The sequence below is a fragment of the Nocardia sp. NBC_01327 genome (genome assembly GCF_035958815.1).
In the GTDB taxonomy this organism is placed as follows: domain Bacteria; phylum Actinomycetota; class Actinomycetes; order Mycobacteriales; family Mycobacteriaceae; genus Nocardia.
Map to the genome: position 1 here is coordinate 4,780,120 of NZ_CP108383.1, position 26,801 is coordinate 4,806,920.

At 66.6% G+C, this 26,801-nt stretch carries 33 protein-coding genes; 16 read left to right on the forward strand and 17 right to left on the reverse strand.

The genetic code is table 11. The features are described from left to right. Positions 1 to 60: 60 nt before the first annotated feature. A complete protein-coding gene (locus OG326_RS21815) occupies positions 61 to 552 on the forward strand; it encodes a pyridoxamine 5'-phosphate oxidase family protein (protein ID WP_327138949.1) in 492 nt (163 codons plus the stop codon). 152 nt (positions 553 to 704) lie between these two features. Next, positions 705 to 1,400, forward strand: a complete 696-nt coding sequence (locus OG326_RS21820; protein ID WP_327138950.1) for a helix-turn-helix transcriptional regulator — start codon at positions 705 to 707, stop codon at positions 1,398 to 1,400. Positions 1,401 to 1,404: 4 nt separating this feature from the next. Here the strand turns inward: OG326_RS21820 and OG326_RS21825 are convergent, their stop codons facing one another. Next, positions 1,405 to 1,794 (reverse strand): VOC family protein, encoded by a 390-nt coding sequence (locus tag OG326_RS21825; RefSeq protein WP_327138951.1) that lies wholly within the window; start codon positions 1,792 to 1,794, stop codon positions 1,405 to 1,407. Between the two features lie 88 nt (positions 1,795 to 1,882). After that, entirely contained in the window at positions 1,883 to 2,098 is a 216-nt protein-coding gene (locus OG326_RS21830) for a DoxX family protein (RefSeq protein ID WP_327138952.1), read from the reverse strand. A 165-nt stretch (positions 2,099 to 2,263) separates the two neighbouring features. On the opposite strand from OG326_RS21830, the gene OG326_RS21835 reads away from it, so the two are divergent. Beyond that, on the forward strand, positions 2,264 to 3,157 hold the full coding sequence (locus OG326_RS21835) for a serine/threonine protein phosphatase (protein WP_327138953.1): 894 nt from the start codon (positions 2,264 to 2,266) through the stop codon (positions 3,155 to 3,157). Between the two features lie 123 nt (positions 3,158 to 3,280). On the opposite strand, the gene OG326_RS21840 is transcribed toward OG326_RS21835, so the two are convergent. Then, complete coding sequence (locus OG326_RS21840; protein WP_327138954.1) at positions 3,281 to 3,901, reverse strand: helix-turn-helix domain-containing protein; 621 nt, start codon at positions 3,899 to 3,901, stop codon at positions 3,281 to 3,283. A gap of 114 nt (positions 3,902 to 4,015) precedes the next feature. Between OG326_RS21840 and OG326_RS21845 the strand changes: the two genes are divergently transcribed. The 7 genes from OG326_RS21845 (at position 4,016) to OG326_RS21875 (ending at position 8,714) form a co-directional block, all read left to right on the forward strand. Further along, on the forward strand, positions 4,016 to 4,384 hold the full coding sequence (locus OG326_RS21845; protein WP_327138955.1) for an ester cyclase: 369 nt from the start codon (positions 4,016 to 4,018) through the stop codon (positions 4,382 to 4,384). 173 nt (positions 4,385 to 4,557) lie between these two features. Further along, on the forward strand, positions 4,558 to 5,052 hold the full coding sequence (locus OG326_RS21850) for a hypothetical protein (RefSeq protein WP_327138956.1): 495 nt from the start codon (positions 4,558 to 4,560) through the stop codon (positions 5,050 to 5,052). 73 nt (positions 5,053 to 5,125) lie between these two features. Beyond that, positions 5,126 to 5,464 (forward strand): ArsR/SmtB family transcription factor, encoded by a 339-nt coding sequence (locus tag OG326_RS21855; protein ID WP_327138957.1) that lies wholly within the window; start codon positions 5,126 to 5,128, stop codon positions 5,462 to 5,464. A gap of 3 nt (positions 5,465 to 5,467) precedes the next feature. Beyond that, the gene (locus OG326_RS21860; protein WP_327138958.1) at positions 5,468 to 6,112 is read left to right on the forward strand and encodes a dihydrofolate reductase family protein; all 645 of its coding nucleotides are present in this window, start codon (positions 5,468 to 5,470) and stop codon (positions 6,110 to 6,112) included. A gap of 9 nt (positions 6,113 to 6,121) precedes the next feature. Continuing rightward, a complete protein-coding gene (locus OG326_RS21865) occupies positions 6,122 to 6,583 on the forward strand; it encodes an SRPBCC domain-containing protein (RefSeq protein ID WP_327138959.1) in 462 nt (153 codons plus the stop codon). 109 nt (positions 6,584 to 6,692) lie between these two features. Next, positions 6,693 to 6,971, forward strand: coding sequence for a hypothetical protein (locus tag OG326_RS21870; RefSeq protein ID WP_327138960.1), 279 nt, complete (start codon positions 6,693 to 6,695; stop codon positions 6,969 to 6,971). 225 nt (positions 6,972 to 7,196) lie between these two features. Further along, complete coding sequence (locus OG326_RS21875; RefSeq protein ID WP_327138961.1) at positions 7,197 to 8,714, forward strand: AMP-binding protein; 1,518 nt, start codon at positions 7,197 to 7,199, stop codon at positions 8,712 to 8,714. A gap of 38 nt (positions 8,715 to 8,752) precedes the next feature. Here the strand turns inward: OG326_RS21875 and OG326_RS21880 are convergent, their stop codons facing one another. Continuing rightward, the gene (locus OG326_RS21880; protein ID WP_327138962.1) at positions 8,753 to 9,415 is read right to left on the reverse strand and encodes a class I SAM-dependent methyltransferase; all 663 of its coding nucleotides are present in this window, start codon (positions 9,413 to 9,415) and stop codon (positions 8,753 to 8,755) included. Between the two features lie 354 nt (positions 9,416 to 9,769). Between OG326_RS21880 and OG326_RS21885 the strand changes: the two genes are divergently transcribed. Next, positions 9,770 to 10,081: a DUF4190 domain-containing protein gene (locus tag OG326_RS21885; RefSeq protein WP_327138963.1), complete on the forward strand. Its 312-nt coding sequence runs from the start codon at positions 9,770 to 9,772 to the stop codon at positions 10,079 to 10,081. Between the two features lie 9 nt (positions 10,082 to 10,090). Here the strand turns inward: OG326_RS21885 and OG326_RS21890 are convergent, their stop codons facing one another. Then, positions 10,091 to 10,462 carry a hypothetical protein gene (locus OG326_RS21890; RefSeq protein ID WP_327138964.1) on the reverse strand — a complete coding sequence of 124 codons (372 nt, stop codon included), beginning with the start codon at positions 10,460 to 10,462 and terminating at the stop codon, positions 10,091 to 10,093. Between the two features lie 149 nt (positions 10,463 to 10,611). Here OG326_RS21890 and OG326_RS21895 point away from each other — a divergent pair, with 149 nt between their 5' ends. Then, positions 10,612 to 10,812 carry a CsbD family protein gene (locus OG326_RS21895; protein WP_327138965.1) on the forward strand — a complete coding sequence of 67 codons (201 nt, stop codon included), beginning with the start codon at positions 10,612 to 10,614 and terminating at the stop codon, positions 10,810 to 10,812. A 4-nt stretch (positions 10,813 to 10,816) separates the two neighbouring features. Here the strand turns inward: OG326_RS21895 and OG326_RS21900 are convergent, their stop codons facing one another. Both OG326_RS21900 and OG326_RS21905 read right to left on the reverse strand, forming a co-directional pair. Next, complete coding sequence (locus OG326_RS21900) at positions 10,817 to 11,632, reverse strand: hypothetical protein (protein ID WP_327138966.1); 816 nt, start codon at positions 11,630 to 11,632, stop codon at positions 10,817 to 10,819. Between the two features lie 21 nt (positions 11,633 to 11,653). Next, positions 11,654 to 12,481, reverse strand: a complete 828-nt coding sequence (locus OG326_RS21905) for a DUF3097 domain-containing protein (protein ID WP_327138967.1) — start codon at positions 12,479 to 12,481, stop codon at positions 11,654 to 11,656. Positions 12,482 to 12,610: 129 nt separating this feature from the next. On the opposite strand from OG326_RS21905, the gene OG326_RS21910 reads away from it, so the two are divergent. Beyond that, positions 12,611 to 13,042: an NfeD family protein gene (locus tag OG326_RS21910; RefSeq protein WP_327138968.1), complete on the forward strand. Its 432-nt coding sequence runs from the start codon at positions 12,611 to 12,613 to the stop codon at positions 13,040 to 13,042. After that, positions 13,042 to 14,313 (forward strand): SPFH domain-containing protein, encoded by a 1,272-nt coding sequence (locus tag OG326_RS21915; RefSeq protein WP_327138969.1) that lies wholly within the window; start codon positions 13,042 to 13,044, stop codon positions 14,311 to 14,313. Before OG326_RS21910 ends, OG326_RS21915 begins: the two co-directional genes overlap by 1 nt. A 40-nt stretch (positions 14,314 to 14,353) precedes the next feature. On the opposite strand, the gene OG326_RS21920 is transcribed toward OG326_RS21915, so the two are convergent. Continuing rightward, complete coding sequence (locus tag OG326_RS21920; RefSeq protein ID WP_327138970.1) at positions 14,354 to 16,456, reverse strand: phosphocholine-specific phospholipase C; 2,103 nt, start codon at positions 16,454 to 16,456, stop codon at positions 14,354 to 14,356. A gap of 151 nt (positions 16,457 to 16,607) precedes the next feature. On the opposite strand from OG326_RS21920, the gene OG326_RS21925 reads away from it, so the two are divergent. Further along, positions 16,608 to 16,775, forward strand: coding sequence for a hypothetical protein (locus OG326_RS21925; RefSeq protein ID WP_327138971.1), 168 nt, complete (start codon positions 16,608 to 16,610; stop codon positions 16,773 to 16,775). Between the two features lie 66 nt (positions 16,776 to 16,841). On the opposite strand, the gene OG326_RS21930 is transcribed toward OG326_RS21925, so the two are convergent. The 6 genes from OG326_RS21930 to OG326_RS21955 form a co-directional block, all read right to left on the reverse strand. Next, the gene (locus OG326_RS21930) at positions 16,842 to 17,774 is read right to left on the reverse strand and encodes a TauD/TfdA dioxygenase family protein (RefSeq protein ID WP_327138972.1); all 933 of its coding nucleotides are present in this window, start codon (positions 17,772 to 17,774) and stop codon (positions 16,842 to 16,844) included. Between the two features lie 53 nt (positions 17,775 to 17,827). Further along, on the reverse strand, positions 17,828 to 19,168 hold the full coding sequence (locus OG326_RS21935) for an LLM class flavin-dependent oxidoreductase (protein WP_327138973.1): 1,341 nt from the start codon (positions 19,166 to 19,168) through the stop codon (positions 17,828 to 17,830). Positions 19,169 to 19,190: 22 nt separating this feature from the next. Next, positions 19,191 to 20,060 carry an ABC transporter permease gene (locus OG326_RS21940; protein ID WP_327138974.1) on the reverse strand — a complete coding sequence of 290 codons (870 nt, stop codon included), beginning with the start codon at positions 20,058 to 20,060 and terminating at the stop codon, positions 19,191 to 19,193. After that, the gene (locus tag OG326_RS21945; RefSeq protein ID WP_327138975.1) at positions 20,053 to 20,889 is read right to left on the reverse strand and encodes an ABC transporter ATP-binding protein; all 837 of its coding nucleotides are present in this window, start codon (positions 20,887 to 20,889) and stop codon (positions 20,053 to 20,055) included. Before OG326_RS21945 ends, OG326_RS21940 begins: the two co-directional genes overlap by 8 nt. Further along, the gene (locus OG326_RS21950) at positions 20,886 to 21,968 is read right to left on the reverse strand and encodes an ABC transporter substrate-binding protein (RefSeq protein ID WP_327138976.1); all 1,083 of its coding nucleotides are present in this window, start codon (positions 21,966 to 21,968) and stop codon (positions 20,886 to 20,888) included. The genes OG326_RS21945 and OG326_RS21950 overlap by 4 nt, the downstream gene beginning before the upstream one ends. Before the next feature lie 231 nt (positions 21,969 to 22,199). Beyond that, positions 22,200 to 22,994 carry an IclR family transcriptional regulator gene (locus tag OG326_RS21955; RefSeq protein WP_327138977.1) on the reverse strand — a complete coding sequence of 265 codons (795 nt, stop codon included), beginning with the start codon at positions 22,992 to 22,994 and terminating at the stop codon, positions 22,200 to 22,202. A gap of 534 nt (positions 22,995 to 23,528) precedes the next feature. Between OG326_RS21955 and OG326_RS21960 the strand changes: the two genes are divergently transcribed. Further along, entirely contained in the window at positions 23,529 to 23,834 is a 306-nt protein-coding gene (locus OG326_RS21960) for a transglycosylase family protein (protein WP_327146552.1), read from the forward strand. A gap of 91 nt (positions 23,835 to 23,925) precedes the next feature. Here OG326_RS21960 and OG326_RS21965 read toward each other — a convergent pair whose 3' ends face one another. The 3 genes from OG326_RS21965 to OG326_RS21975 are packed head-to-tail and all read right to left on the reverse strand — an operon-like array spanning position 23,926 to position 26,698. Next, a complete protein-coding gene (locus OG326_RS21965; RefSeq protein ID WP_327138978.1) occupies positions 23,926 to 24,768 on the reverse strand; it encodes an ABC transporter ATP-binding protein in 843 nt (280 codons plus the stop codon). Next, positions 24,765 to 25,823, reverse strand: coding sequence for a taurine ABC transporter substrate-binding protein (locus tag OG326_RS21970; RefSeq protein ID WP_327138979.1), 1,059 nt, complete (start codon positions 25,821 to 25,823; stop codon positions 24,765 to 24,767). Before OG326_RS21970 ends, OG326_RS21965 begins: the two co-directional genes overlap by 4 nt. Next, positions 25,820 to 26,698, reverse strand: coding sequence for an ABC transporter permease (locus OG326_RS21975; RefSeq protein ID WP_327138980.1), 879 nt, complete (start codon positions 26,696 to 26,698; stop codon positions 25,820 to 25,822). Before OG326_RS21975 ends, OG326_RS21970 begins: the two co-directional genes overlap by 4 nt. Positions 26,699 to 26,801: the final 103 nt, after the last annotated feature.

Here is a 26,801-nt window from a genome sequence, read left to right on the forward strand (position 1 = left end):
ACAGACTCACCCCCGGTGTGCGGACCCGGAGTTGTCGGTGGTCGTGCGTATCGTCGCGGTATGACGTCTTGGAACGAGTTCGCCGAGGCCGCGCCGCGCATCGCCGAGATCTTCACCCGCCGTCACGCCGCCACCGGCAATCTGTGCCTGCTGGCCACCCTGCGCGCGGACGGTTCGCCGCGCATCAGCCCGCTGGAACCGCGCGTTTTCGAGGGCGAACTATGGCTGGTCGGCATGCCCGGTACCACCAAGTTCCAGGATCTGGCCCGCGACCCGCGCTTCTGCCTGCATACCGCCACCGTCGATACCGAGGTCACCGACGGTGATGTGAAGCTGTTCGGCGCGGTGCACGATGTGCGGGATCCGGCGCTGCATCAGCGCTGGGCGGAAGATCTGTTCGCCGAGTCCGGTTTCGACCTGCGCGGGGAGAGCTTCGACCAGTTCTACGCGGCGGATATCACCGGGGCCTCCGCTGTCGAGGTCGGTGACGGGCATATGGACGTCACCATCTGGAAGCCCGGGCAGCCGGAACATGTGGTGCGCAAGCACTGATGGGCCAAGTAATACGAAGGCATGCCATGCAATATTGCAGCGAATGCAATACGGCAGGAGATGCATTCGCGCACGAGGTGCCGAACAGAGCCTCTCTCAACGGGTTTCGCGGTTCGCGACCTGCGGTTCTCACGGACGCCACGGATGTGTATGTGCCGCAGGATTATCGGGAACGTCCGTCCGGCATTCCGGGCGCTGTGGTCTGGACGCGCGACATTACCGCCGGCTCGTCTGCTCCGGTACTGCCGGACGGCTGCATGGATCTGCTGTGGATCAACGGTCGAGTCATGGTGGCGGGACCCGACACTCGCGCATATCACCCGAGCCCGGGTGCCGGCCCGCAGGTGTCCGGCATCCGATTCTTTCCCGGCACGGCTCCCGCACTACTGGCAATTCCCGCGCACGAGCTCCGCGATGCGCGAGTGGATCTGGCTGCCGTCTGGAGTCCCGCCGTGCATCGCCATGCCGTCGATCTCCTCACGGCCGCTTGCACTCCCACCGCAGGTCTGGAAGCGATAGCCCGATGGCGCGCGATCGACCTCGATCCGGTGGCTCCCGCCATGACTCGCATCGTGACGGAACTCCGCGCGGGCACCAGGGTCGCCGATCTCGCCGACACCCTCGGCCTGGGCACCCGCCGCCTGCACCGTATGTCCTTGGACGCCTTCGGCTACGGCCCCAAAACCCTCGCCCGCATCCTGCGCATGCAGCAGGCCCTGGCCCTGGCGCGCTCCGGCACACCCCTGGCCGCCACTGCCGCCCAGACCGGCTACTCCGACCAATCCCACCTGTCCCGGGAGATCAAAGAACTGGCCGGAGTTCCCCTGACCCACCTGCTACAGCGTTGAGGCTTCACCCCAGCGCCGCATACAGATCCACCCCATTCCCGTCCGGATCGTGCACGGTCGCGTACCGCTGCCCCCAGAACGCATCGAACGGCTTCAACTCGCCGTGATATCCCGCCCCCACCAGTTCCTCGTATGTCGCATCAACTTCCGCGGTCGTCTCGCACCGGAATGCCAGGCCCATCCGCCCGCCGCTCCCCGCACTCCACTCCGGATGGAACGACCGAACAGTCGCCTCGGTATCCAATGCCAGCCTGATCCCGCCCGCGAGCACCGCCTCGACATGCGGCTCATTGTCGGAGCCCTCCGCGAACCCGACCCCGAGCCGCCGGTAGAACGCCAGCGCCGCACCCATATCGGCAACAACAATTCCGATCACATCCAGTTGAAGAGTCATACCCGAACCGTAGGCCCGCCCCAGCGCCGCTGTCTTGAAGAAATCGGACACGGCGAGGCGAGCGGGCTGCCGGGGTGAGAACTCGGGTTCAGGCGAGGAGAGTGTCGAGCACGAGCACGACTGAGGTCGTGATGGACAGCGCGAGGAAGACCATGGCTCCCACCATGTTCCGGTCGCCGCTGCGGATATGGGCGAGGATCGCGCCGCTGAAGTAGAGCACCAGTCCGATCGCGGCGGCGATCGCGAAGGGCTGGCTAGGGCGGCAATGGCAGGAAAGTATCGGCGATGACTTGGAATCCGGCATTGCCCGCCCCCGGGAGCGGTCCGGGAATCATCTGAGCGGTGGCAGACTCGTGTGATGTCAGCTGTCAGGAGCGATCGCCACGGGAGGCTCTCGGCTTTTCTGGCTTCCCGCAACGACATTGAACTCGCCGAACTCATGGACAGCGGTCGGCCCAACAGTGTGGGAGTGGGCGGCGGCACGGCAGTACTCGTCGTCGACGGCGTGCAGGTGTTCGCCAAACGCATCCCGCTGACCGATCGGGAGCTCGCCCACCGGGGCTCCACCGCGAATCTGTTCGACCTGCCGATGTTCTGCCAGTACGGCATCGGCGGCCCGAGCTTCAACGCATGGCGCGAGCTCGCGGCGAACATCATCGTCACCGACGGTGTGCTTGCCGGCGAGACGCAGTCGTTCCCGATGCTCTACCACTGGCGGGTGCTGCCCGGCCGGTCACCGGTGGCGACCGAACACGCCGACATCGAGACGGTGGTCGCCGCCCAGGGTGGCAGCCCCGCCGTGCGTGCCCGTCTGGAAGCGCTGGCCGTCGCGACGTCGAGTCTCGTGCTCTTCTGCGAGTACATCCCGAACTCGATGTCGGATTTGCTGCGCGATGATCCCGCAGCCGAGGCGTCCGCAGTCGCACAGCAGTTTTCAGAGATCGTGACGTTCCTGAGCGATCGACAGCTGCTGCATATGGACGGACACTTCGAGAACCTGCGCACCGACGGGAAGCAGATCTATCTCAGCGACTTCGGGCTGGCTACCTCACCTCATTTCGACCTGTCGCCCACCGAACGCGACTTCGTCGAATGCCACACCGCTCATGACGCCGACCACGCCGCGATGCGACTGGTCAACTGGCTGGTCACCGACGTCTGTGGCATATCGGCACCGGCCGATGGTGGCCCCGTGGCGCGCAACGAGTGCGTCATTCGTTGTGCTGCAGGCGATATCCCGACTGGCGTGCACCCGGACGTGGCCGCGATCCTGACCCGGCATGCACCTGCCGCCGCGAAGATGAACGCCTTCTACTGGAACCTCTTCGACGGCGACGTCCACGCCACGTACCCGGCTGGGTAACTGTGCGCCGAACCGCCCACCCGCTCCACTTCCATCGGTACAGGTTCCGTCGGCATCGGATAGACACGGCCGCTTGATCTTCCGCCGCACCCCGCTCGCCAGTTCCATCCGCTCGGTGTCGCGCTAGCGCCGCAGGCGTAGTCCGTCGAGGATGATGTCGCCGATATGTGTCGCGCGGGCGGGGCTGGTGTGCGCATCGGCGTGCTGGATTGCAGCGAACGCGCCGGCGACGAGTGCCATCACCTCCTCGACGGTGATGTCGTCGCGCACGATGCCGGCGGCGCGCGCCCGGTCGAGTAGGTCGGCGACATGACCGGTCAGCGCCACCGCAACCTCCGGTGCGACAACGCGCAAGTCGAATTCCGCGGCGGTGAGCGCGCTTTTGACGGCACTGTTCTCGGCGCCGTTGGCCATCATGCGCGACAACAGCACGAACAACGCAGCAGAGTCGTCGGTGGCAGCCAGTGCCGCGGCTTCGGACACCAGATGGTCGAGCTGATCGAGCGAGACTGCAAGGTACAGCGCATCTTTAGTGGGAAAGTGCCGATGGACCGTCCCCGGGCCGACCCCGGCCTGCCGGGCGATCTCGTCGAGGGAGACACCGAGTCCTTCTCGGGCGAACAGCTGCTGCGCGGTCTGCAGGACGGCTTGGCGGTTACGGCGCGCGTCGGCGCGCAACCCCCGCGAGCTGTCACGTGGGGTCGCGGGTCCGATCGGGATGTGCTGTGGCTGTGACTCGTTCATCGTGGACCTAGCATAACCGGGGCGATGCCCCGTATGCTGATTACGATAACCGGGGCGGCGCACCGTTTAAGAAGGGCTGCACTCGGATTCTGATGACCCCGGAGAGGACCACTTATGACGATGCTCGACCCTGGCGCTGTGGTGCGACGGATGCAGGAGTGCTTCAATACGCGGCAGTTCGACCAGGCCGACGATCTTCACACCCCCGATTGCTTCAGTCATGCGCTCGGCGCCACTGGATTCGACGCGGGCAAGAAGGCCTGGCGCAGTCTCGTTGCTCAGTTTCCCGACATTCGTGTGGTCGCCGAAGATGTGCTGGTGGATGGCGACAGGGTGGCAGCCCGCTCGACGGTCGAAGGAATCCCGATCCTGGATGGCGGACCACGGCCGATGATGATCGAGATCTTCCGTATCGACGACGGCCGGATCGCCGAGAACTGGGCGCTCGGCACCGGGCTGCCCTACAGCGCGGAAACTCTGTAATACCCGGGCAACACCCTCCGTGCCGGTGTCATCGCGGCCGATCACAGTAATTCGCAGGGGTGCGATCTGGCGTACCGTGCTGGGAGGCAACGATTCTCAGGGCGTCGGCCAGCCCCTGAAACTGAGGGCTCGGGAAGGCATAACGCCATCCGTGCGCAGAGCGACAGACGGGCATGAGCCTGAAAAACGTTTCCCTGCAACAGTTCACGTTCCGTACGGGTGTGATCGCGACGGCGATCGTGGCCACGTGGAGCGGGTTCACCGGGACCGCCGGTGCCAATTCCACCGATGCGGTCGCCCAGTTCACCTCGACCCTCACGCGCGTGCCGGGTCCCAACTGCGCCGCGATCATCAATGCCGAGACGGTGGCGCAGCCGCAGTCCGGCGTGTTCGGTGTTCGAGCGAAGATCACGCAGACCGGGGAGTTCTGCGGGGCCTATCAGATCACCGTGCATTGGCGGAACATCGATACCGGCGTGACCGGCGGGCAGTCGCAACGTGTCGAAGGCACCTCGGTGGTCGGCCTGCCGGACAACGTGATCACCGGCATGGGCATGGGGCCCGGCGCCGGGAAGGTGGAGGCGTGGATCGACACGTACTCCCAGGTCTATCCGCAGAATGTGGATTTGGAGCACATCGCGGGGCGCGCGACGTTCACGCTGGGCTGAGCGCTCGGAATCGACTGGGCTGAGCGCTCGGAGTCGGTTGACGGATCCCGGCACTGCTGTGATACTTAGGTTTGTGCCTAAGTATCACAGCGAACTCGACGCACTGCTCCGCGCTCTCGCGGATCCGACGCGCCGAGCCATCGTCGAGCGGCTGGCGAAGTCGCCGGCCGTCGTGTCCGAGCTGGCGGCACCGTTCTCGATGGCATTGCCATCACTGATGCAGCATCTGCGCGTCCTCGAGAACGCCGGGCTGGTGACCTCACACAAGCTCGGACGCGTTCGCACTGTGAGCCTGCGACCGGGCGCGCTCGACGTGCTGCACCTGTGGCTCGGCGAGCAACGCACCCCCGCGGAACACCAAGCCGACCGGCTCGGGATCCATCTGACCCGCACCGCTACGAAGGAGAACTGACCTATGACCCGCGTTCGCGTCAACCTGTTCGTCTCGCTGGACGGCCTCACCTCGGCCAACAGCTCCCCCGAAAATCCGATGGGTGAGGACTGGGCGCGCCTCAGCGCGGGCCACCTCGCGACCCGCACATTCCGCGAGCGCGTGTTCGGCGATACCAGCGGCGCCGGCTCGACCGGCGTCGACGACCGCTATACCGCCGCGTTCTTCGAGGGAATCGGGGCCGAGATCATGGGCGCGGGCATGTTCGGACTGCACGCGTTCCCCGGCGATCCGGAATGGAAGGGCTGGTGGGGTGACGAGCCGCCGTACGGCACGCCGGTCTACGTCCTCACGCACACCGCCCCGCGGCCGTCGATCCCGATGAAGGGCGGGACGACGTTCCACTTCCGCAGCAGCGCAATCGAAGACGTCCTCGCCGAGGCGACCGATGCCGCGGGTGGTCAGGACGTGCGCGTCAGCGGTGGCGTCGGCACCGCGCGTGCCTTCCTGCGCGCCGGCCTGGTCGACGACTTGCACCTCATGATCGCGCCCATCGTCCTCGGCCGGGGGACCAGGCTGTGGGACGATCTGGGTGGTCTGGACCTCACCCACAAGGTGACGACGGAAGTGGCCGAGAGCGGCACGATCCACGTCACGTTCACCCGTTAGGACGCGCACTTGACGATCGAACGCCGACTCGCCCGCGCCGAGTTCACCCTGACCCGCAGCTACCCGGTTCCCGTCGAGCGCGTCTGGGGCGCGTTCGCCGAGGAGCAGCAGAAGTTGGCCTGGTGGGGCGCGGGCGACGCCATCGAGCCGGGCGAGTGGGTCTTCGACTTCCGCATCGGCGGACGTGATGTCGCCGAGGGAAAGTTCCACGACGGTCCGGTGTCGCGGTACGAGGCCACCTACACCGATATCGTCGAGCACATCCGCATCGTCACGACGTACGACATGTGGATCGACGGGATTCACATGTCGACGTCGGTGGCCTCTCTGGAGTTCGAGCCGATCGCTGAGGGCACGCGCTTCACCCATGCCGAGCACGGCGTCTTCTTCGACCAGTTCTGGGCCGACGGCCCGAACCGTGAGCAAGGCACCCGGGGCCTGCTCGATGCTTTGGGCGACTACCTCGCATGACGGTCACCACCGGTGAAAGCTCCTCACCTGCGGCCCCGGCCGGAGCAGCGCCTCGCCTTCCGTGATCGGTACCCGCCGAATCCGGACCCGCGACAGGATGGTGAATCGAATGGCAGCAGCGGACAGCACCATCACGGTGCCATATTCTCACCTGTTTCCCGGCCTGACCCTCGAATTCGACTCCGCCGCAGGCGAATACGATCTGATCTTCGCGGACGGCTCGCAATCCCGAGCCACCCTGTTGCACGACGAATCGGGAACGCCCGCTTTACATGTGGACGCGTACGCGACAGCTGCCGCCACCGCGATCCCGGAGCGGCTGTGGACGATCACATCCACCCGCGAAGATGGAGGCCGGACACAAGCGACCCTGGGACGGGCCATGTGAGCGGCGCGCGACCGCGGTAACCGGCTGCCACCACCGATCGGCCGGAGGCGTGCGGTGGTTGACTACGCTCTTGACTGCATGCGGCGCCGCACGCCGCGATGTGACACCCGCGGCCCGGCCTCTCCCTTGTCCACCAGGTAGTGATGCGAGGTGATGCCCGGATGAGGGCAGTGGTCCGTCGTAGACTCGGATTCCGCACGTGCGCAACCGTTCGGAGGACACCTCATGCAGTTTCCGCTCACCGTCAACGATTTCCTCGACCGTGCGTTCACCGTGTATCCGGATCGGGTGGCCATCGTCGACGAGCCTGATCAGCCGGCGACGTCCTGGGGTGAGATCACCTATGCGCAGCTGCGGGAGCGGGCCAGGGCTCAGGCGGGTGCGCTGGATGGTCTTGGTGTGCGACCGGGCGCGCGGGTGGCGGTGGTGTCGCAGAACTCCGCGCGGCTGCTGAGCAGTTTCTTCGGGGTGAGCGGGTGGGGGCGGGTGCTGGTGCCGGTCAATTTCCGGCTCGGGGGTGATGAGATCGCCTATATCGTCGAGCATTCCGGCGCCGAGGTGGTGATCGTGGATCCCGCGCTGAAGTCCGTGCTCGACGAGGTCGATTGCCGGGTGAAGTTCGTCTTCGGCGACGATGACGACAAGATCTGGTCGGCGGGCGCCGAACCGGCTGCCTGGCAAGAGATTTCGGAGTCGGCGACCGCGACGATCAATTACACCTCCGGCACCACCGCCCGGCCCAAGGGGGTGCAGCTCACCCATCGCAATCTGTGGCTGAATGCGACCGTATTCGGCTGGCATACCGGCGTGCACGATCGTGACGTGTACCTGCACACCCTGCCGATGTTCCACGCCAATGGCTGGGGGCAGCCGTTCGCGGCGACCGCGATGGGCGTCAAACAGGTGGTCATCCGCCAGATAGACGGTGCGGAGATTCTGCGGCGCATCGAGGAGCACGGGGTCACCTACCTCTGCGCCGCGCCCGCGGTGATCAGCGCGGTTCTGGAGGCGGCACGCACCTGGGACGGCCCGATCCCCGGCCGTGATCGGGTGCGGGCCATCGTCGCCGGTGCGCCGCCGCCCACCCGGGTGATCGAGCAGGTGCGCAGTGAACTCGGCTGGGAATTCATCCAGATCTACGGCCTCACCGAAACCGCACCGCTGCTGACCATGTCGCGCATGCGCGCCGAATGGGATGAGCTGCCCGCGCCCCAGCAGGCCCGGCTGCTGGGCCGGGCGGGCGCACCCGCACTGGGCGTGCGGATCGATATCGACGCCACCGGCGAGATCCTCGCGCAGTCCAATCACAACCTGCTCGGTTACTGGAACAACCCGGATGCGACCGCAGAGGCGTTGGCAGGCAACTGGTTTCACACCGGCGACGGCGGCACCGTCTCCGATGGTTATCTCACGATCACCGACCGCAAGAAGGACGTGATCATCACCGGGGGAGAGAACGTGTCCTCCATCGAGGTCGAGGACGCCCTGCTGCTGCACGACGCCGTCCGCGAAGCCGCGGTCATCGGCATCGCCGACGAGAAGTGGGGTGAACTGGTCACCGCCCTGGTCGTGACCGCCACCCCGATCACAGCCGACGAACTCATCGCCCACTGCCGCGTACATCTGGCCGGGTACAAGTGCCCCAAACGCATCGAATTCCGCACCGAACTGGCCCGCACCGCCACCGGCAAACTGCAGAAGTTCAAACTGCGCCAGCAATTCCCGGCCGAGGGTTCCGAGTGAGCTGACCGCATCGGTTCCGCTGGTGGACGGCAACCGGTTCAGTCGGTCAGGGTCTGGGTGACTCGCCACAGGCGGTGCGGTAGGTCACCCTCGGTCAATGTTCGGATATCGCGCAGGCGCCAGCCCTCGGCGAGGTCGACCACGAGATAACGCGGGAAGAAGTGCACGGCGAGGCCGTCGTGTTCGAAAATGTCGTCCCCGTGCGCGATTCCGACGCAGAAGTCGGGGTCGCCGGTGTGACGCACCGTGTAGACGAAGGTGCCGCCCGGCCGCAGCACCCGGCGGATCTCGCCGACCAGATCGGCAATCTCGGTGGTGGACAACGCCATACACAGCAGCATGTGCGCGTACACCGCATCCACGGACGCATCGGGCAGCGGCAAGGGCTGCCGTACCTCGAGCACCGCCGTCCGCAGGTTGTGCAGTCCCTCCGTGGCGGCGTGCGCACCGAGCTGTTCCAGGCCGACACCGCTGAAATCCGTTGCCTGTACCGCGAATCCGAGCCGAGCGAAGTGCAGGCTGTCTCGCCCCTGCCCGGCCCCCAACTCCAGGACGTCGTGCGCCCCCGACGTACGGAAGACCTCGGCCGCGTACCGTGCGGGCGCTGACGGCTCGTCGCCGTACATCTGCGGATGAGCGCTGTACATCTGCTGCCAGTACTCATGCTGGATCCCGGCCAGTTTCCGGTCCTGTCCCTGCATCACCGTGACGTCATCACTTGTAGTCGATCGATCCGCTCGTCGGTCAGGCCCACTCTTTCGGGCCGGGGGCAAGACTGAAGACGTCGGCCTCGGAGGCGGCGCTGGTGGTGTGCATTGGGCAGTCCTTCTCACGCAACATTGCGGGTCGGGCCCGGAACACGCAGCGTGGGGCCTCGATCCGCTGATGCTCCCAGTACACGCCGCCCGGAGGTCGGTGTCAACAACGTAGATCTACAGTGGAAACGAATCGGTCGGCGGGCCGTGCCGATGGTGCGACGCCCGCCGGGGAATCCGCTGGTTGGCCGCTGGGCGCGGCTCGCCCGGTATGGCGGATTTCCGCTGTAGGTTCACCAGATGTTCGATCCCTACGGTTCGCAGCTCAACGGTCCCGTAATGTGGTCGCGCCCGCAGCACGGCCCGCAGGAACATCCGCACGCCATGATGGTGCTGATCCTGGGCGTGCTCGGGGTGTTCTGCTGCGGCGCGTGCGCGCCGGTCGCGTGGGCACTCGGTGCACGATCGCTGCGTGAGATCGACGCCTCCGGCGGCATCTACGGCGGCCGCCACCAGGTCCTGATCGGCCTCGTCCTCGGCATTATCGGCACCATTCTCATGGCCGCCGGCGGCGTGCTGTTCTTCCTGATGGTCCTCGGCGGCCGCAGCTGACCGGGCGACCTACGGGCAGTTGCCGGTTCCCGCATCGTGCGCCCCATCGATCGTGGCTTGCCGCTGATCGTCGGTCAGGACGGCCCAGTCCGGTGTGGTGTGAAAGCCGTTGATCGCGTCGTCCACGGCACGGTCGACGCCCGGCTGACCGGAGTCGCGCCGAATCCCATCGAACCGGGACAGCAGACCCTCGCAGGTCTTGTGCCGCAATACGGCCGGAGAGATCGCCGACGGCGCGGAGACCGATCGCGAATTCCCCGGCGGCACCAGATCACTGGATGAGGTTTCCGAAGGCGCCATATTCCCGCCGTTGACGTAGTCACACGCCGAGAGTGTGAGCGCACCCGCACAGGCGCACACGGCAATCACCTTCTGGCGCACAGAGATTCCTCCGACCCGCTTCATACCGTCGCCATACCCAGCCGCGACAGAGATATCCCCGCATCCGGCAGTCGGCCTGATTCGATCGACACGTCCCGGGTAGTTCCCGAGTAGAGGTGTCCAGCACCGATATTCGACAGGGACGAGCGATGACCAGTACCAACAAGATCCGAAACAAGTTCGACCGACTGACCGGCCAGGCCAAGCAGTTGGCCGGAGAAACCCTCGGCGACCGCCGCATGGCCGGAGCGGGCCGCCGCAAAAAGATGAAGGCCGACCTCAAAGGCGTAGGCGAAAAGGTCAAGGACGCATTGCGCTCCGGCCGCACCCGCCGCACCCGACGAAGCTGACCCCTCAGGGGCGGGCGTGGACTGCGGCCAGGCGGGCGGAGCGGATGGCGTTCCAGAGGGGGCGGAGGAGGGATTCCTGAGCGGCGATGGCGGTCGCCGAGGTGGGGGCGGAGGCGGGAGCGCGTTCCGCGACGGTCAGGATGGCGGCCACCTGGTCGGCCGTGTCGAGGATGCGGCGGGCGCGCAGGGGGAGCGAGTCGGGGTACTGGTGCTGCGAGTAGGCGGCCAGTTCGTCTTCGATGAGGTCGCGGGGGCTGGGCCCGCCGGCATCGTCCACACGGGTGGTTTGCAGCTGCTGGAGGGCATCGGCGGCGTCCCGGACCGCCTGGCGCATGGTGTATTCGGCTTCGCCGAGCGGCATTTCGGGCTCGACGGTCCGGGGGATGGGGGTGGCGTAGACGCGCCACTGGAGGCTGTCGTCATCGGTCCAGACCGGGACCAGGCCGGTGCCGTCCGCACCGGGTGAGCCGACGTACAGGCCCTCACCGGCTTCGGTTGCGGCGGCGGCGAATTCGGTGCCGACGGGCAGACCGCGGACATCTCCGGAGACAGGTAGCACCAGGCGCAGCTGCGCCTCGGGCCCGGCCATCGCCTCGCGGATGAGCTTGAGCAGCACCATGATTCCCGCACCGCGGCTGGTATCGGCGGTTTCCTCGGCGGCCCAGGGCAATCCGGTGTGGCCGCCGGTGACGGGATCCCCGGCGGCGACGGTCTGGCGCTGCGCCCAGGCGCGCAGCGCATCCAGCACATCGTCGGGGGCGCTGCGGCCGGCGAGCCAGGATGCGGCCCAGACCGTCAGCGTGGCGCTCGGGGAACTCATGAACACAGGATAACTGGCGGGCTACTGCGGGTCGGTGACGAAATCGATCAGTCGTTCGACGGCGCCGATCAGCGGGGTCTCCAGATCGCGAAACGATTCCACGCCGTTGTAGACGCGCCGCCACCCTTCCTGCGGCGTGCCCCAGCCGAGGCGGCGGCAGACGCCGGTCTTCCAGTCCTCACCGCGCGGTACCTCCGGCCAGGCCTTTATGCCGAGCACAGCGGGCCGAACCGCTTGCCACACATCGATATACGGGTGACCGGTGACCAGCACATGCGGCCCCAATCCGGTGGTGAGGTTCGTCTCCTTGGACCCGGTCACCAGATGATCGACGAGCACACCCACGCGACTGCCGGGCCCGGGCCGGAATTCCCCGAGCCGCGCGCCGAGATGATCGAGCCCTTCGAGCTGTTCCACCACGACGCCTTCGACCCGCAGATCGTGCCCCCACACCCGCTCCACGATCGCGGCATCGTGCACGCCCTCCACCCAGATCCGGCTCGCCCGCGCCACCCGCGCCCGCGCACCCTCGACCCGCGTGGATCCGGACGCCGATCGGGTCGGCTGCTTGGGCGCCACCGCCGTCGGCCGCACCAGCGTCACCGGCTGACCGTCAATGAGAAACGCCGCCTCGCGCAGCGCGAACAAGCGCACCCGCCCGCCGCGATCCTCGAGTTTGACGAAGTCGCCGTCGTAGGTCCGGTCGAAACCGATTACGGCGCCGCAGAATCCGCTCGCCGCGTCCTCCGCCACCAGGTCCCGTTCGGCGACCACCTTCGGTATCTCACGCTTACGCGTCCGCGCATGCCCGGAGTAGATGTCGCCGCTGTAGATGTCACGCCCGCTCACCGCATCGAAGGTACCGGTCGAATAACGAAATGCCCCGCTCCGACGCGCGAATTCGGCACGCCGCCCGAAACGGACCGCGCCCGGAGTCGATCTCCGGCTGAGCCGCCCCGGAGCGATTACTGTGGACTCGTGGCGGCAATTGTGTTTCTGGTCGCGGGGTTGCTCCTCGCGGCGGCGGAGATGCTCACGGGTGATCTCACGCTGCTCATGCTCGGTGGCGCGGCGGTGATCACGGCGGGGGTGAGCGGCCTGGCCGGCACCTCGCTGGTGGTGGATGCGGTGATCTTCGGCGTCACCGCGGTTGCATTACTCTTGCTCGTTCGTCCACTCTTGTTGCGTCGCTACGCGATTCCACCGCCCACGCCGACCGGTGTGGATGCGTTGCCGGGTAAGACGGCCCGGGTGCTCGAGGCGGTCGACGAGAACGGGGGGCGGGTGAAGCTGGGCGGTGAGGTGTGGAGCGCGCGCCCGTTCGAACCGGGCGACCACTATCCGGAGGGTTCGACCGTCTACATCATGAGGATCGACGGCGCGCACGTCGTCGTGTGGAAGGGGCCCTAATGGCAGTACTCATAGTCGCCGTCGTACTGGTCCTGCTGGCGGTGGTCGTCGTCTTCAAGTCGGTGGCGCTGGTGCCGCAGGCCGAAGCGGCGGTCATCGAACGGCTGGGCCGTTATTCGCGCACCGTATCGGGGCAGCTGACCTTCCTGGTGCCGTTCGCCGATCGCGTTCGCGCCAAGGTGGATCTGCGCGAGCGGGTCGTCTCGTTCCCGCCGCAGCCGGTGATCACCCAGGACAACCTGACGGTGCAGATCGACTCCGTGGTCTATTTCCAGGTCACCAGCCCGCAGGCCGCGGTCTACGAAATCAGCAATTACATTGCCGCCGTGGAGCAGTTGACCATCACCACGCTGCGCAATGTGGTCGGTGGCATGACCCTCGAGGAGACGCTGACCTCGCGCGATCAGATCAACCATCAGCTGCGCGGAGTGCTGGACGAGGCCACCGGCCGCTGGGGTCTGCGGGTATCGCGTGTGGAGCTCAAGGCCATCGATCCGCCGCCGTCGATTCAGGAATCGATGGAGAAGCAGATGAAGGCCGACCGCGAGAAGCGGGCCATCATCCTCACCGCCGAGGGTCAGCGCGAGGCGTCCATCAAGACCGCCGAGGGTCAGAAGCAGGCCGCGATCCTGTCCGCCGAGGGCGGCAAGCAGGCCGCGATCCTGTCGGCCGAGGGTGAGCGGCAGTCCCGCATCCTGCGCGCGCAGGGTGAACGCGCCGCCGCCTACCTGCAGGCGCAAGGCCAGGCCAAGGCCATCGAAAAGGTGTTCGCCGCCATCAAGAACGGCAAGCCCACGCCCGAACTGCTGGCCTACCAGTACCTGCAGACCCTGCCCGAGGTGGCGAAGGGCGATGCCAACAAGGTGTGGCTGGTGCCCAGCGATTTCGGCAAGGCACTGGAGGGTTTCGCCCGCAATTTCGGCACCAAGGGCGAGGACGGCGCCTTCCGCTACGAGCCCAGCACGGATACCGCACCCGCCGAGCGCGCCGAGGACGATTCCGACGAGGTGGCGGACTGGTTCGACACCGCGACCGACCCGGCCGCCGAGCGGGCGGTCCGGGCGGCGGAGGCCGATGCGCGGGTCCCCGCGGACCCGTCGGCACTGCCGTCCACCGTCAAGTCACGGGAAACCCCACCGCTGCAACAGCGTCCGGACGCGACGCAGGCCCTACCGCAGGATCCGGCGCAGCAGCAGTACCGCCAGGACCCGCCGACCAGTGATCCGCGGTGGCAGCAGCCCCCGCCGCCGCCCCGGCCGCTGGGCCGCTAGCCCCGCAATCAGCTGGGGCGCAGACGCGAATCGGGGACGGTCAGTCCGAGTTCACGCTCGGGGTGCCGTCCTCGATCCGTCCGGTGACCCGCCGGAAGAAGTCCGGATCGTTGTCAGCGGTGATCTCGAGGTCGTACCACCCGTCGTAGGTGGCCCATTCGAGTCGCTGCCCGCCTCCCGCCGTGAGCTCGACGCGCTGGGTGTCGCCCCCGTAGCGCCGCGGCGTGATGTGCAGAATCACCGCGCTCGCACCGTGATTGGCGAGCACGAGGACGGCGGTCGAGCGGCTCACGGCCTCGGTCCCGACCCGCACCCCCGCCGCCGGTCCACCGACCGACCCGCGCAGTTCATGCCAGAACCGGTTCGGCCCCTGGATCACCAGATCGTATTTCCCTGTCACCGTGAGCTTCTCGGTGAGCTTGGTGGTGACGTCGTAGTGGCGCGGATCGCCCGGCAGCCCCGCGAACGGATAGATCGTGAAGTGCGCCGACGACTTTCCACTGTCGGCGAGCGTCACCGACAGCACCGATCCGTCCAGCGCGCTGGAGACCGACGGTTGATACGGCAGCGGCCGGGAGGGGCGCATTTCGAGCTCCTGCACCGGAAGCGATTGCGCCCCCGGCGGATCGGGCTTCCAGCGCGTGATCGGCGCCGGAATCGGCCCGGGCGCGGCCACGTGCGGCCGCTTACCGGCGGTGGTGAAATCGAAGGCCGAGGTCATATCGCCGCAGACGGTGCGCCGCCAGGTGCTGATATTCGGCTCGCGCACCCCCGTCCACGTTTCCAGGAACCGCAGTACCGAGGTGTGATCGAAGACCTCCGAGGAGACGAATCCGCCCATGGTCCACGGCGAGATAATGGTCATCGGTACCCGGACGCCCAGCCCGATGGCCTTGCCGTCGTACCAGTCGTCGCCATTGCCGGAGCTGGGCCGCGGCGGCACCGGCGGCGGCACATGGTCGAAGTAGCCGTCGTTCTCGTCGAAGGTCAGGAAAATCGCTGTCTTGGACCAGGTGTCGATATCGCCGCCGATGATATCGAGCAGCCGATGGATGAAGGTCGCACTGCCGACCGGCGTCGATTCGGAGGGGTGCTCGGAGTACTGCGCCGGCGGCACCAGCCAGCTGACCTTCGGAAGCCGGTCGGCGGCAATATCATCGGCGAAGCGCTGCAGCAGCGTATCGGGTTCGCTGCGATACATCCCCCGGTCGAACAGGCTGCGCTCGGCGGCGGTCAGGGTATCCCGCGCGGCGCTCAGCTGCCGCACCATCCGCTGTTGCTCGCCGTAGGACCGCCCGGCCAGGGATTCGTAGAACTTCTCCGTGGTGCGGTAGCGGCCGCTCACCTCTGCCAGCATCTTCTTCCCGATCCGCTTGAACGGCACGAAGTATTCGACCGGATTGTCGGTGAAGTTGTCCCACTCCTGATAGATCTGCCACGACACGCCCGCGGCCTCGAGCCGCTCCGGATAGGTGGTCCAGTCGTAACCCTTGTGCTTGGCGTCGTAGGCCGCGTTGTCGACCGCGCGCTTCTTCCCGCCGGGCTCGAAACCCGTTGTGCCGGTGAAGAAATAGTTGCGATTGGGATTGGTGCCGCCGAACATCGAGCAGTGGTAGGCGTCGCAGGTGGTGAAGGTGTCGGCCAGTTCGTACTGCAGCGGCAGATCGCGCCGCTCGTAATAGGTCATGGTGGCCGGGCTCTTGGCCTCGATCCAGCGATCCCACCAGCCCTGCGACCAGGCCTGGGTACTGCCGTTCCACTCGTGGTCGAGGCTGTCGAGGTATTGGATATCGCTGTCGGGCCGTCCGGCCAGCGTCGCGGCGTCGCGCACCGAGAACGGCAGCACATCCCCGTCCAGCGAGCCCTGCCGCCGTGGTTGCTGAAACGCCGTGCGACCGTTGCGCAAACGTAGCGGAGAGTCGTCTCCGAACCCGCGCACCCCCGCGAGCGACCCGAAGTAGTGGTCGAATGACCGGTTCTCCTGCATGAGCAGGACCACATGTTCGATAGCACCCAGCCCGCCTGCCGGGACCGGTGCCGCCATGGCGCGTTGCAGGGAAGATGGCAGTAATGAAGCCGCTGCCGCCCCAACCGCGATGCCTGCCATCGAGCCGAGTATACGTCTGCGAGAGACGTTGACCATGCTTAGAAGTAGAGCAGCGGTTCCGGAACGCCGGGTGATCGCCGAATGATCGCCGTATGAAAGTCAGGCGGGCCAAGATGTCCGAAACACGGCCTGCGAGCGGCGGCCCGCCGAACATCCTGTGCGCGAGTACACGGAGTAGAAAGGAGCTATGGGAAGACAGGCAGCGCTCGCGCTCTACGTGGTGGCGATGGTGGTCGTCGTGATCGGCGTGGATGTCCTGATCTTCAGACACCACTTCTGGCCGCGCCTGCTGGTGAACGTCGGGATCGTCCTGGTGTTCGGTGCGTTCTATCTGAGGTTCCTGAAGGCTTCGTAATCGCCCGCGACAGCCCGAGGGCCTTCGGCGACTACCGAAGGCCCTCGGGACTATTCGCGCCGGACGTCAGTTGCCGCTGAACTTCTCACCGGCGATGGCGCGGGAGGACTGCCCGTCCACACCCACCGGAACATCACCCTCGAGCGTGGTGCGGTAGAGCACCCGGGTGACCTCGAGGAGGTCGAGGTCGCTGGGCGCGAGGTGCGCGGTGGCGCGGTTGTCCCAGAACGCGAGACTACCCTTCTCCCAGCGGAATCGGACCGTGTAGGACGGCGCGGAGATCTCCGCGAACAGCAGCTCCAGCAGGGCGTCGCTCTGCCGCGGGCTCAGCCCGACAATGCGGGTGGTGAAGCCGGGGTTCACGAACAGCACCCGCTCACCGGTCACCGGATGCACCCGGATCACCGGATGCTCGGTGACCAGCGGCGCCTTCGCGACCTTCTTGGCGTAGTCGCTGTCGGCGTCCCAGATCGGCCGCTTGCCGCCGAAGCGGTGCTCGGCGTACAGGCCGTCCAGGAACGTCTTCAGCGATTCGGGCAGGTTGGCGTAGGCGGCGGCCAGATTGGTCCACTGGGTGTCGCCACCGCGCTCGGGCGCGATCTCGGCGCGCAGCAGTGAGGCGGCCGGGGGATTGATCAGCGCCGACACATCGGTGTGCCACTGATTGGTGTAGCTGAACTTCCGCACCCCGAAGCGCTTTTCGTACAGCCGGCTGTCGACGGCCAGGATCTCCGGGAATTCGGTGGGCGCGTCGTCGTCATAGGGATGCGACGGCGTGACCGCACCGAAGCGCCGCGAGAAGGCGATGTGCTCGGCATGCCCGATCTCCTGATTGCGGAAGAACAGCACCTTGTATTCGTACAGGGCGGCCTGCAGCTGTGCGACCTGCTCGTCGGAAAGCTCATTGCGCAGATCGATATTGCTGATCTCCGCGCCGATGTGGCCGGCGACCGGACTGATCAGGAGTGTGCCCGTGGGAGTTTCGGCGACAGTGGTCATGATCGTGCCTTTCGTACTCGAACTATCGGTTGTGGCGACGTAGGGGGTGCGGCTCAGGCGGTGGCCTGGATATCGGTGGGCGCGAACTGGCTCTCCACGGGCTCGAGCCCGTAGTGCCCACGCAGGGTGGTGGCGGTGTATTCGGTGCGGAAGAGCCCGCGCTCCTGCAGGATCGGCACGACCTGATCGACGAAGTCCTCCAGTCCGCCCGGCAGGTACGGCGGCATGATGTTGAAGCCGTCGGCCGCCCCGCCCTCGAACCAGGACTGCAGATCATCGGCGATCTGTACGGGCGTGCCCGCGAGCGTGCGATGCCCGCGCCCGCCGCCGAGCTTGCCGATCAACTGCCGCACGGTGAGCTCTTCCTTCTCCGCCAGTTCCTTCACCAGCGTGAATCGGCTCTTGCCGCCCTGGATTTCGCTCTCTTCCGGCAGCGGGGGCAGCGGTGCATCGAGTGCATGTTCGGTGAGATCGATGCCCAGCAGCGAAGAGAGCTGCCGCAGTGCGTAATCGGGCGAGATGAGATCGGTGAACTCCTGCTCCAGGGCCCGCGCCTGCTCCTCGGTCTCGGCGATGAACGGCACCAGACCCGGCAGCACCTTCAGCTCATCGGCCGAGCGCCCGTACTTGGGCAGCCGCGATTTGAGATCCCGGTAGAACTGCTGCCCCTCTTCGAGCGTGCGCTGCGCGGTGAACACGGCCTCGGCGTAGTGGGCGGCGAAATCCTTACCGCTCTCGGAGGATCCGGCCTGTACCAGCAGGGGCCGTCCCTGCGGGCCGCGCGGGGAGTTCAGCGGGCCGCGGATCCGGAAGCGCTCACCGTCATAGTCGATGGTGTGCACCTTGTCCGGATCGGCGAAGACGCCCTCCTCCGGATCGAGCACGATGGCATCGGACTCCCAGCTGTCCCAGAGCTGAATGGCCACATCGACGAATTCCTCGGCCCGCTCGTAGCGGCGCGCGTGCTCGGGAATGGAGTCGTAGCCGAAGTTGAACGCCTCCTCCTCATTTCCGGAGGTGACAATGTTCCAGCCCGCGCGCCCGCCGCTGATGTGATCGAGCGAGGCGAACTTGCGCGCCAGATTGAACGGTTCGTTGTAGGTCGTGGACGCGGTGGCGATCAGTCCCACATGTTCGGTGGCGGTGGCAATCGCGGCGAGCAGCGTGACCGGTTCGAAGACGGCGAGGGTATTGCGTTTGATGCGCGGCCCGACCGCCAGCCCGTCGGCGAAGAACACCGAATCGAGCTTGCCGCGTTCGGCGATGCGGCCCAGCTCCCGGAAGTGCTCCACCTCGAGAACCTGGTGCTCCCTGGTGCGCGGGTGCCGCCAGGCGGCCTCATGATGCCCGACGCCCATGAGAAAGGCATTGATGTGAAAGCTTTTACGCGACATTGAGAAGTATTTCCTTCGGGAGTTATTGAGCGGCGGGCGTACGCCAGCGGGACAACCGGCGTTCGACGGCGACCAGTACGCCGTTGAACGTCAGCCCCAGCAGGGCGATGGCGACAATGCCCGCGTACATATCGGGAATCTGGAAGTTCTGCTGCGCGGCGGTGATCAGATAACCGAGTCCGGCCCGCGCGCCGACCATTTCGGCCGCGATGAGCACCATGATCGACGCGGACGCCGCCATGCGAACACCGGTGAAGATGCTGGGCACCGAGGCGGGCAGCACCACCTTCACGAACAGCGGAATGGGGGAGAAGCCCAGTGAGACCGCGGATTTGACCAGCAGCGGATCCACCGACCGCACACCGGAGATGGTGTTCAGCAGAATCGGGAAGAAGCTGGCGTACACCACCAGGGCGATCTTGGAGGTTTCGCCGATGCCCAGAATGAGCACGAAGACCGGCAGCAGTGCCAGTGCCGCGGTATTGCGGAACAGTTCCAGCACCGGATTGATGAGTTCCGCGACCGGCCGGTACCAGGCGATCGCCACGCCCACGGGGATTGCCGTGGCCACGGCTATGGAGAACCCGATGAGCGAGCGGGTGACGCTGGCCGAGACATTCTCCTGCATCTGGCCGTTGCGAATCAGTTCCAGCCCCGCGGACCACACATCCGAGAACGGCGGCAGGAATACCGGATCCACCAGGCCGAGCTTCGGCGCCAGCTGCCACAGCACCAGGAATGCGCCGATCACCAGGCCTGGCTTGACAATTCGCCAGGCCAATCGCCCGGCGACGCGCGCGATCCGGCTCCACGGCACGGGTGTCGCGGGCGTGGCCGGCGGCGCCGGCGGTGACAGCACCGGAGTCTCGGCAATCTGCAGTGCACTAGACATGACTGGACCTCCTGTCGGTGGCGGCGATCGCGGCCGCTTCCTGCCCCTGCGCCCGGGCGACCTCATCGCGCAGCAGCGACCAGATGTGGTGCCGGACTTCCCGGAAGCTCTCGCTGGAGCGGATATCCGGATCACCCTCGCGGTCGAGATCGATATCGACGACCGCCTTGACCCGGCCGGGCCGGGAGGTCAGCACCGCCACCCGCTGCCCGAGGTACACGGCCTCGTCGATGCCGTGGGTGATGAAGAGAATGGTCTTGCCGGTGGCGCGCCAGATGCGAAGCAGTTCGTCCTGTAGCGATTCCCGCGTCTGTGCGTCCAATGCCGCGAACGGCTCGTCCATGAGCAGTACTTCGGGATCGAAGGCGAGGCTGCGCGCAATGGCGACGCGCTGCTTCATACCGCCGGACAGTTCGTGCGGATAGCGGTCCCCGAATCCGGCCAGCCCGACCAGTTCGAGATAGTGCTCGGCGATCTGCTGCCGTTCGCGTTTGCGAATCTTCTTGGCTTCCAAGCCGAATTCGATATTCGTGCGCGCCGTGCGCCACGGCAGCAGCGCGTACTGCTGGAAGACGATGCCGCGGTCCAGCCCGGGGCCGGTGATCGGCGCGCCGTCGAGCAGAATCTGCCCGGTCGTCGGCTTGGTCAGGCCGCCGAGCAGATCCAGCAGGGTCGACTTGCCCGAACCGCTGGGCCCGACGAGTACGAGGAACTCACCCTCACGCACGTCGACCGTAATGTCCTCGATCGCGGTGAAAGAGTCCCGTTCCCCGCGGATCGGGAACTCTTTGCGCACACCGCTGAGTGCGAGTTTCACCGAGGCACTCATTTCGCCACCACCGCTTCGCCGGTCGGCCCGCTGGTCGGCGGGTAGGTGCCGTTGTCGTACGGGTTGTCCTGATTGGTGTAGAGGTCCTTGGCTGTCAATTTGCCCTGGGGCAGTTCGTTATTGCGCACCAGCCAGTCGATCCAGACCTGGAACTCGCGTTCGGCGATCACGGCGCCGGGGACGGGGACGCCGTAGCTGGTGTAGTACTTCAGCAGGCCGGTGTTCTCATTGCGCCCGCGCTTGTTGATGATCGATTCGAACTTGGCGACGACCTCGTCGTGCGGAGTCGTCTGCAGCCAGCGGGTGGCCCGTGCGGTGCCCTGCACGAAGTCCTTGACCGCGTCGGCATGGTCCTTCAGGTAGTCGTTGCGGAAAACATAAGTGCCGTAATCGAACTGCCCGAACAGATCCTTGTCGGTGTAGAGCGAGTGCAGGCCGCCGCGCGCGATGGCGGTGTCCCGGAAGACCGAGCCCAGCGCCGCGACGTCGATCTGTCCCTTGCGCAGCGCGTCCTCGGTACTGACCGGCGGCAGCACCACGAACTGCACCTGCTTGATCTCCGCCTCGCTCAGGCCCTGCTGGTGCAGCCACTCGCGGGTGATGAACTCGTGGTGCGCGCCGAGGGTATTGACCCCCACCTTCTTGCCGATGAGGTCCCGCGCGGAGGTGATGCCGGAGTCATCGCGCACGAAGTATCCGGTGTAGTTCTTGTCATCGGCCCCATAGGAACTGAGCACGGCCTTCACCGGTGCGCCGCCCGCGATGAGCTTGACCACCGCGCCGTTGAACGCGCTGCCGAATTCGATCTGCTTGGTGGCGGCCGCCTGGATATTGGCGGGTCCGCTGGTGGTGTCGCCCTCCCAGTGCAGGTTGATCTTGGTGAAGTAGCCGAGGTCGGCGGCCAGCTCGTAGGCCGTCACCTGTCCGGTCGTGCCCTGGTATCGGACAACGTCTTTGCCGTCGGCCGTGGTGGTCGGTCCGGAGGTGCCGCACGCGGTCAGGGAAAGGGCGGCGGTGGCTACGGCGAATGCGGCGGCCAGGGCGCGCAGTGACCGTGAAGGTCGAAAGGGGGAGGGCATGCGGATTCTTTCGGTGAATGCGTCTGTCGCAAGCGGAGATAGGGCACGGCGTATCAGCCGCGACATACTCCGGGCGCGACGCGCATCAAATCGACTGCACGCCGTTGCGTCAGAAAAGTGAATGGGATCATTCCAGGCCCTTTGTGAGAGTTCGGAAGTGGTAATGATCAGGTTGTTCATATCGTGCGGTCGTCCGGGTCGCCGGGCAACCGTCTTTTCACGATGTGGAAATCAGCGTGATTCTAATTCGAAGGCGGAATCCGTTGGGCCGCCGTGGGTTTGGAAGAGCGGTCCGATTCGGCCGGCGGTGGCCCGCATGGCCGGAACGATACTGCGCACCAGATCCGCATCCAGGCGCGCGGACCTGGCCTGCACCGCCAGCGCGCCGCGGACTCGTTTGTCCGGTCCGACGATCGGCACGGCGATCGCCCGGATCGGATCATCGGTCGGGACGAGTTCGCTGGCGAAGCCGGTGCGCCGCACCCGATCGAGGTCGGTGTGCAGCGCGCCGGTGCGGACGGGCTGCGAATCCCGCCGTTCCGCATGCTCCTCGGCGATCGTGCTGATGGGGGAGAAGGCCAGCAGTGCGTGCCCCGCCGCGCTGGCGCGCAGCGGCTGCCGGGCCCGCGGCACCTGATTGGGGCAGAAGTACACCGGGGGCCTGGCCTGGAACACCGTGACCGCATCGCGGTCCTCCGCCACGCTCACGCTCACCGTGATGCGAATGCCCGCGGCCAGCGCGTAGAGGTGCGGCGCGGCCGATTCCAGGCCCAGCCGGGCCAGCGCCGGGCGGGCCAGCGATGCCAGTCCGTGACCGATGCGGTAGCGGTCGTTGGCGGGGTTCTGATCGAGCAGCCGTCCCCGGACCAGCGCCTGCGCGAGCCGGTGCACGGTGCTGACGGGCAGGTCGGCGAGGTGGGCCAGCTCGCTGACCGAGAGTTCGGGATCGTCGCCCTCGAAGCAGTTGAGCACCTGGATCGCACGATCGACGGCGCGGGCGCCGGAGCGGGGTTCATCGGGGCTCATGGTGCCTCCTGCAGGGGCCGAAACAGTGTCCCCGGAACTATCGCCATTGCTCTGACCGGGGGCAATGATTCCGCGCAGCGCGATCCCAGCCGGTCGGAGCGGGGGTCCCCGAGTAAAACTGATCGGTTTGTTTTGGGTCCGATGAACGCACTCATCGTTTGATTTCGCCCCGTATTACGCGATCCGGATCACCATTTTCCAGTGGCGTCGGTCACATATTCGGGGGTGAATTCGATAAATGTAATTCACCGATCTCCCGATGCGATCTGGGGAAAGTCTGTGAGTGCGGTCGAATCCAATTTGTCAACCGACCGTGATCACCCCGTGATTAGTCGTGATTGTTCCGTTACCGTCGTTCACGGCTCGGATCAATGCCGAGCTCCAACTCGAACCGCCGAACACCGGCAACCCCGTCCCGCGGTTCGAAGCGACACCGAACTCCCTGGGGACGGGGACCCGCAGCTGAGAGCGCGGGCCGGATGGGCGCAGGCCAGGGAATCATCTATGACTCGCAACCGGAAGTTCAGCACCCGCATGATCGTCGCCACCGCGGCCGCCGGCCTGTTCGCCGCCGTCCCGCTGACGCTGACCACCGCGACCGCCTCCGCCGCCTCCGGCGACTGGGATGCCGTCGCCAACTGCGAGAGCAGCGGCAACTGGGGCGCCAACACCGGTAACGGCTTCTACGGTGGTCTGCAGTTCACCCAGAGCACCTGGAACGCCTACGGCGGCCAGGGCAACGCTGCCAACGCCAGCCGTTCGGAGCAGATCCGCGTGGCCGAGAACGTGCTCGCCGGCCAGGGCCGCGGCGCGTGGCCGGTCTGCGGCGCCTACCTGTAAAGGTAACGCTGTCGCCGGGTCACCGGCACCTCAGCATGACGATGGCCCCGGATCGCAATGTCGCGATCCGGGGCCATCGGTCTGTTCGGGACTAGCGGTGTGCGTCGTAGATCGCCTGTGCCAGTTCGGATTTCAACGCCTGGAACTCCGGCGTGGCGGTGACCGCCAGATCCCGCACGCGTCCGTCCCCGGACGCCGTATCCCCGGGAAGCACAGCGTCACCGGGGAGCACGGCGTCACCGGGGAGCTCGATGCGCCGATCCACGATGACGCGTCCCGGCCGCGCGCTCATGACCAGCACGCGGGTGGACAGGAACACCGCCTCCTCCACCGAGTGCGTGACGAACACGATGGTCTTGCCCGCCTGCCGCCACAGCCGCAGCAGTTCCACCTGCAATCGCTCGCGGGTGAGCTGGTCGAGGGCCCCGAACGGCTCGTCCATCAGGATGATGCGCGGATCGTTGATCAGCACCCGGGCGATCTGTGCCCGCTGCTGCATACCCCCGGAGAGTTCGTAGGGCCGCTTGGCGCCCACATCGCCCAGTCCGACCAGCTGCAGCAGCCGATCGGACTCCGCTCGCCGCGTCTTCTTGTCGACGCCGCGTACCTTCGGGCCGAACTCGATATTGCCGCGCACGGACAGCCAGGGGTACAGCGTCGGGGCCTGGAACACCACCCCGCGCTCGGCGCTCGGACCGTCGATGGCATCCGCGCCCACCCGCAGCTCACCGGTGGTCGGCGTCAGGAACCCGCCGAGCAACTGCAGCAGCGTGGTCTTCCCGCAGCCGGAGGGTCCGACAATGCTCACGAACTCGCCCGGTGCGATGGTCAGATCGGTGGGGGAGAGCGCCACGGTATCGCCGGTGGCGGTCTCGTAGGTCTTCGACACCTCGCGCAGCACGACCTGATCGCGCTGCGCGACGGCCGAACTCACTTGGCGCTCACTGCTTTTGCCGCATCGGCATAGACGGCCCCCGCGTACTTCTCCGGCGCGGCCACACCCTGAATCTGCCCCTGTGTCAGCAGGAACTGCGCCGAGGTCTGCAGATCCGTGCCGAGCTGCTTGCCCAGATACGGCGCACCGGCCTGCGTCGCGGCATCGAGGAAGGCGTAGCCGGTGACCTGCTTGCGCACCGCGTCCACCGGAATGCCCAGCTGCGCGGCGATATGCGTCGCCGCACCCTGCGGATCGCCGGCCAGCTGCTGCACGGCCCAGTTCTGCGCGGCGGTCCATACGGTGAGGAACTTCGGGTTGGCGGCGACGAAGTCCGAGCGCGCACCCTCCAGATCGAAGGTCGGCTTACCGGCCTTGGCGGTCTCGGCGGCGGTGGTCACGGTGTGCCCGTTCTTCAGCAGCTCGGTCAGCGTGGGTTCCCAGATGAACGCCGCATCGATACTGCTGTCGCGCCATGCCGCGGGAATCGCGTCGGGAGTGAGATTCACGAGCGTCACATCCCGCTCGATTCCGGCCGCCTGCAGCGCCGCGAGCAGGCTGTAGTGCGAGGTGCTGGCGAACGGCACCGCGATCTTCTTCCCGCGCAGCCCGGCCACCGAGGTGATGGCCGGATCCTTCGCCACCAGCGATTCGGCCGAGCCGATCACATCGTGGATCCACACCACCTTCATATCCAGATTCAGCGGGGACGAAAGCGCCTGCGCCGCAGCGGAACTGCCGAGCAGCCCGAGATCGAGCGAATTGGACCCGAACGCCTGGATGACCGTCGCGCCGGAGGCGAACTTGCTCCAGGTGATCTTCGCCTTCGGCAGGCAGGTCTCCAACAGCCCCGCATCCTTCACCACCAGCGCGCCATTGGGGATGTCCTGATACCCCAAACGCACTGTCCCGGTGAAGGAATCGTCCACAGCCACCGGGCAGGCCACCTTATCGCCCTCGGCGCGGGACTGATCGGAGCGCCCGGAGGACACGCATCCGGACAGTGCTGCCGCGAGAACTCCGGCCAATGCCACTGCGACGAGCTTGCGCTTCACGCTCTACCTTTCCATGGAACGGCGATCTCGCCGATCCACTTGATCGCCGCGTCCAGAGCGAGCGCGGTGAGTCCGATAACGATGATGCAGGCCATGGTCAGGGCGGTGTCGAGGCGCTGACCGGCCACGTAGGCGAGGCCGCCGATGCCGGGGATGCCATTGTCGAGTTCGGCGGCGACAACCGTGGTCCATGCGAATCCGACCGCCACGCGCACGCCGGTGATGACCTCGGGCAGCGTGGCGGGGAGCAGGACGCGCGTGATCACCTGGCGCTTGCTCGCTCCCAGTGATCGCGCCGCATTGATGCGATCGGCCGAAACCCCTTGTACGCCGGTGATGGTCGCGATGACCACCGGCGGAAACGCCGCCAGGAACAGCAGCCAGATCTTGGAGGTGTCGCCGATGCCGAACCAGACGATGAGCAGCCCGATGTATCCGAGCGGCGGCAGCGCCCGCAGGAAATTCAGATAGGGCTCGACAATGGCCCCGATCGTGCGTGAGGTTCCCAGCGCGAATCCCACCAGCGGACCGAGGATCACGGCCGCGCCCGCTCCGACGGCAATGCGCTGCAGGCTCGCGACCAGGTGCTCCCACAGGAAGTAGTTCTGCTCCCCGCGCACCTGCCGGGGCACCCCGGGCGCGATCTCGTGCCAGCTGTTCGCGCGCACGAATGCCCGCCACACCGCCGCGGGAGTCGGAAGGAACTGCTGTTCGACGATTTTCGCGGAACTGATCGCCCACCAGAGCGCGATCAGCACGACCAGCGACAGCACGCGCACCGAAACGCCGCGTGCCCGAGCCCGCCCGCCGGCGCTCCACGCCCGGCCGAACTCGACTGCGCGTGCGCTGTTTCGGGTTGCCCCGATGCTGATCATGCCGTCCTCCGTCGAATTCGCTGTGCGGATGCCCTCGCCCGCGATCGAACCCGGGCCGAGACCGTCCGGTCCGATCCTTTCCTGCGGAAGACATGCAGGACAG